The 4353-nt window shown below is 73.1% G+C and carries 4 protein-coding genes and 1 pseudogene; 2 read left to right on the forward strand and 3 right to left on the reverse strand.

Annotation, left to right across the window (positions count from 1 at the left end):
* Together N869_RS13170 and N869_RS13175 are read left to right on the forward strand one after the other, a co-directional pair.
* A partial coding sequence (locus N869_RS13170) for an ABC transporter ATP-binding protein (protein WP_156968553.1) occupies nucleotides 1-859 on the forward strand: 859 nt, incomplete at its 5' end.
* A 226-nt stretch (nucleotides 860-1085) separates the two neighbouring features.
* On the forward strand, nucleotides 1086-1430 hold the full coding sequence (locus tag N869_RS13175; protein ID WP_035062350.1) for an RNA polymerase-binding protein RbpA: 345 nt from the start codon (nucleotides 1086-1088) through the stop codon (nucleotides 1428-1430).
* Nucleotides 1431-1456: 26 nt separating this feature from the next.
* On the opposite strand, the gene N869_RS13180 is transcribed toward N869_RS13175, so the two are convergent.
* The 3 genes and pseudogenes from N869_RS13180 to N869_RS17915 form a co-directional block, all read right to left on the reverse strand.
* Nucleotides 1457-2242 (reverse strand): polyprenol monophosphomannose synthase, encoded by a 786-nt coding sequence (locus N869_RS13180; protein WP_035062351.1) that lies wholly within the window; start codon nucleotides 2240-2242, stop codon nucleotides 1457-1459.
* Between the two features lies 1 nt (nucleotide 2243).
* The gene (gene lnt / locus N869_RS13185) at nucleotides 2244-3824 is read right to left on the reverse strand and encodes an apolipoprotein N-acyltransferase (protein WP_035062352.1); all 1581 of its coding nucleotides are present in this window, start codon (nucleotides 3822-3824) and stop codon (nucleotides 2244-2246) included.
* Between the two features lie 296 nt (nucleotides 3825-4120).
* Nucleotides 4121-4353 (reverse strand): annotated as a pseudogene (locus N869_RS17915) (hydrolase); the annotation flags it as partial.

Below are 4353 nucleotides of genomic sequence, written 5' to 3' on the forward strand. Positions count from 1 at the left end.
TGCCGGCCTGGCCCACGCAGCCGGTGGCGGTGGGACGCGCGCCCGGACCGGTGCCGTCCCCGCCCCCGCGCCTCAGCCCGAGCCCGCCTGGGTCCTGCAGGACGTGTCGCTGCGCATCCCGGCAGGTTCGCTCACCGCCCTGGTGGGCCCGTCCGGTGCCGGCAAGACGACCCTGACCCACCTGCTCCCCCGCTTGTACGACGTGGACCGCGGCTCGGTCACGATCGATGGCCACGACGTGCGCGACCTGCTGCTGGACAGCGTCGCCGACGCCGTCGGCATGGTCACCCAGGACCCGTACCTCTTCCACGCCAGCATCGCCGACAACCTCCGCTACGCCCGCCCCGACGCCAGCCACGCCCAGCTCGTGGAGGCAGCACGCGCAGCGCAGATCCACGACCGCGTCATGGCGTTCCCGGACGGCTACGACACAACCGTCGGTGAACGCGGGTACCGGTTGTCCGGCGGTGAGAAGCAGCGCCTGGCGATCGCCCGGGTGCTGCTGAAGGACCCCCGGGTCCTGGTCCTGGATGAGGCGACGTCCGCGCTCGACTCACGCTCCGAGCGGCTGGTCCAGGAGGCCCTGGCCACGGCCGTGCAGGGACGGACCACCATCGCGATCGCCCACCGGCTCTCCACGATCAGGCACGCCGACCTCATCGCCGTCGTGGACGAGGGGCGCGTGGTCGAGACCGGCACCCACGACTCCCTGCTGCAGCAGGACGGGCTCTACGCGCGTCTGCACGCCGACCAGTTCGGCGGTGGCCGGGTCCAGGCACGCTTCGCCGACGGGGTGATGTTCACCGACGGGGTCGTGGTCCACCAGCCCTTGCTCCCGCACGACCCGTCGAGCGGGTGAACACGGCCGCCAGCGGTTGCGCGGCACCTGCCCGCACGCCACGGTATGGACCAGCAGACATGTGACGACGTTCACGGGACCTTCACCGGGCACCCGGGAACACCGGCGGCACCGGCGACGTTGTGCCAGGTGAGCGACGACACACGTCCGAGCATTCTTGACCGGAGACCAGCGGGCCGAGCACCCTCGGCGGCCCGCACCCAGCGGCCAGAACGGAGGCCACACGATGGCTGACCGATCCTTGCGCGGCATGCGCATCGGCGCGAACAGCATGGAGTCCGAGCAGGGCGTGGAGTTCGCCCCTCGGCTCCAGGCCCAGTACGACTGCCCCGACGGGCACACGATCATCCTGCCCTTCTCCACCGAGGCGGACGTGCCGGTGGTGTGGGAGTGCCGCTGCGGCAAGGAGGCGCTGCTGCGCGACGCGAGCAAGCCCGAGGCCAAGCCCGGCAAGCCCGCCAGGACCCACTGGGACATGCTCCTGGAGCGCCGGACCGTCAGCGAGCTCGAGGACCTGCTCGCCGAGCGCCTGGAGCTGCTCCGGGCCGGCAAGCTGCGCCGCTCGGCCTGACGGACCGAGCAGACTCACGAGGGCCGTCACCGCCGGGTGACGGCCCTCAGCGCGTCCCGCAGCTGCTGGCTCCGGTGGCGGGCACCCCACACGGTGACCCGCCACAGCGCCTCGACGACGATGTCCCTGCTCATCTTCGAGTGCCCCTCGGTCCGTTCCACGAACGTGATCGGGACCTCGCGGACCGCTCCCCCGGTCCGGACCACCCTCCAGGCCATGTCCACCTGGAAGCAGTACCCCTGGGACGCGACCTCCGTCAGTGGGATCGCTCTCAGCGCAGAGGCGCGGTAGGCCCGGAACCCGGCGGTCGCGTCCCGCACCGGGATGCCCAGGCACAGGCGCGTGTACGTGTTGCCGCCACGGGACAGGACCTCCCGGTGCCGCGGCCAGTTCTCGACCGCGCCGCCCCGGACCCACCGGGAACCGATGACGAGCGACGGTCCCGGTTCGCCGTCGTCCAGCGCCTCCAGGATCAGCGGCAGCTGCTCGGGCTTGTGCGACCCGTCGGCGTCCATCTCGACCACCACGTCGTACCCACGCTCCAGGGCCCAGAGGAACCCCGCGACGTAGGCGGTGCCCAGCCCCTGCTTGCCGGTGCGGTGCATCACGTGGACGGCGGGGTCGTCCTGGGCGAGGTCCTCGGCGATCTGCCCGGTCCCGTCCGGGCTGCCGTCGTCGACCACCAGGGCGTCGACCCACGGCACGGCCGTTCGCAGGCGGTCCAGGGTCACCGGCAGGGTCCGAGCCTCGTCGTAGGTCGGGATGATCACCAGTGTCCGGGGGCGGGAGACGTCATCGTGTCCATGCTCCATGTCACCGACCGTAGCGGGTCTGGTCGGGGGCGCGTCGATCGTCCCGCCGCACGCGTGCGGCGCCCACCGCCCCGGCGAGGAACACCACGACCGCCAGCGCCCGGACCGTCCAGCTGATCGCCGACCCGAACCGGGTCGCGGGCGTCAGGCTCGAGCGCAGCGCGAGGGTGTCGACCATCTGCGCGGCGGTGAACAGCTCGGTCTCCTCGCGCACCAGACCTGCGGGGGTGATCACCGCGCTGACACCCACCGTGGAGATCTGCACCGTGGCGCGCCCGTGCTCCACCGCACGCAGCCGGGACATCGCCAGCTGCTGGGTCGACTCGTCCGTGCGCCCGAAGGTCGCGTTGTTGGTGGGGATCACCAGGACCTGCCCACCCTGCTGCACCGCCTCACGGATCAGCACGTCGTAGGCCACCTCGAAGCAGATGCCCACGGCCAGCGGCACCTCGCGTCCCAGCCGTGGGACGTCCACGGGCACCACCCCGACCTCCTGGCCCGGGACCATGTCGGTGCGGACCCGGTCCACGGCGTCCGAGAATCGGCGGGCCACGTCCCGCATCGGGATGTACTCGGCGAACGGTGCGGGGCGCCGCTTGGCGTAGGAGTGCACCGGACCCAGCTCCGGGTCCCACAGGAGCGAGGTGTTGAGCCGGCCGCCCTCCTCGGGGAAGTTGTCGGTCCCGACGAGCACCGGGGCGTCCAACGCACGGGCCGCGCCGCCGATCAGCAGCGCCGCGCCGTCGTCCGCGCGCGGGTCGATGTCCGACCCGTTCTCCGGCCACAGCACCACGTCGAGATCACCCGGCCCCACCTGCTCCAGGAGCGCATGGGTGCCCGCGACGTGGTTGTCCAGGACCTCCCTGGCCTGCTGGAAGGAGTCCAGCCCCTCGTCCGGCACGTTGCCCTGCACCGCACCGACCCTCAGGTCACCGTCCTGCGCACGGGTGTCGAGGGGGATCACCAGTCCCGAGACCACCAGCACGGAGGCCAGCACCACCGTGCCGCTGGCCCTGCCGACGTCGACGTACCGGGCGGCCACCAGCCCCAGCCCGACGAGCGCCCCGACCGCGGCGACCAGCGCCGACACCACGGGGACACCGCCGACCCAGGCCCAGGCCACCATCGGGGAGTCCGCCTGCGAGAACGCCAGCCGCCCCCACGGGAACCCGCCGAACGGCAGGACCGAGCGCGCCTCCTCCACCCCGACCCACAGGATCGCGAACACCGGCACCTGCAGCCGTGCGCGCTCCCAGGTCGCCGCACCGCGCCTGGCCCACGTCCACGCGGCACCGAAGACGGCCACGAAGCCCGCCTGCGCGATGCCCAGCGCCAACCACGGCACCGGGCCGACCGCGTACTCGGCCCACGTCAGGTGTGGCAGGAAGAACGCCAGCCCGAACACCTGCCCGACCAGCGCGTTCCACCAGGCGCTGTCCCGCCCCAGGGCCACGAACAGCAGGCCCATGCCGAGGAACGTCAGCGGCCACCACGCCAGCCCGGGGAACCCGGCGTCCACCACGAGGCCTGCGAGGGCGGCCAGGAGCAGGGTCGTGCGGCGGCGCGGTGGGGGGAACGGCACACCACCAGGGTAGACGGTGCACCCGACCGGCAGACCCGCGTGCCCTTCGGACCGGACGGTCCGTGCGGACGCGCCCGTTGTCTACTGAGCACGCGGGCCTAGCCGGGGTCCTCCCTGAGGAGGGACCCACCGAACCTACCGCTCGCCCCGATCCCGTCAAGGCGACGCCTGCGCAGGTCAGCGCTCTTGCGGCTGGTGACAGGCCTGCAACCGGGCCGGGTCGCGGTGCCGTGCACGGCGTGTCGTCCGGCGTGTCGTCCTACCCCGCGCCTGGGCCGCCACCGCGGACGTCGCCCTCACTCGAGCTCGTCGTGGAGCACCTCACCCTCGCGGAGGACGCGGACGCACGACGGCGGGGTGACGTCCGGACCCAGTGCCGGCAGCAGCGGGGTCCCGGCACGCGGGTCCGTGCTCCACGCCTGCACCCGGCCGTCCGGGACCTGCACCTCCAGGGCCTCGGCCCGCCAGAACGCGAGGGTCGCCGGTGCGCCGAGCCGGATCTCCCCCGCGCCGGTGGCCTCCAGGCCGG

The sequence above is a fragment of the Cellulomonas bogoriensis 69B4 = DSM 16987 genome (assembly GCF_000767165.1).
GTDB lineage: Bacteria > Actinomycetota > Actinomycetes > Actinomycetales > Cellulomonadaceae > Actinotalea > Actinotalea bogoriensis.

Excerpts from the sequence above, each read along its gene's own strand:
- N869_RS13175 (WP_035062350.1), top strand. The coding sequence starts at position 1,086 with ATGGCTGACCGATCCTTGCGCGGCATGCGCATCGGCGCGAACAGCATG.
- N869_RS13180 (WP_035062351.1), bottom strand. The coding sequence starts at position 2,242 with ATGGAGCATGGACACGATGACGTCTCCCGCCCCCGGACACTGGTGATC.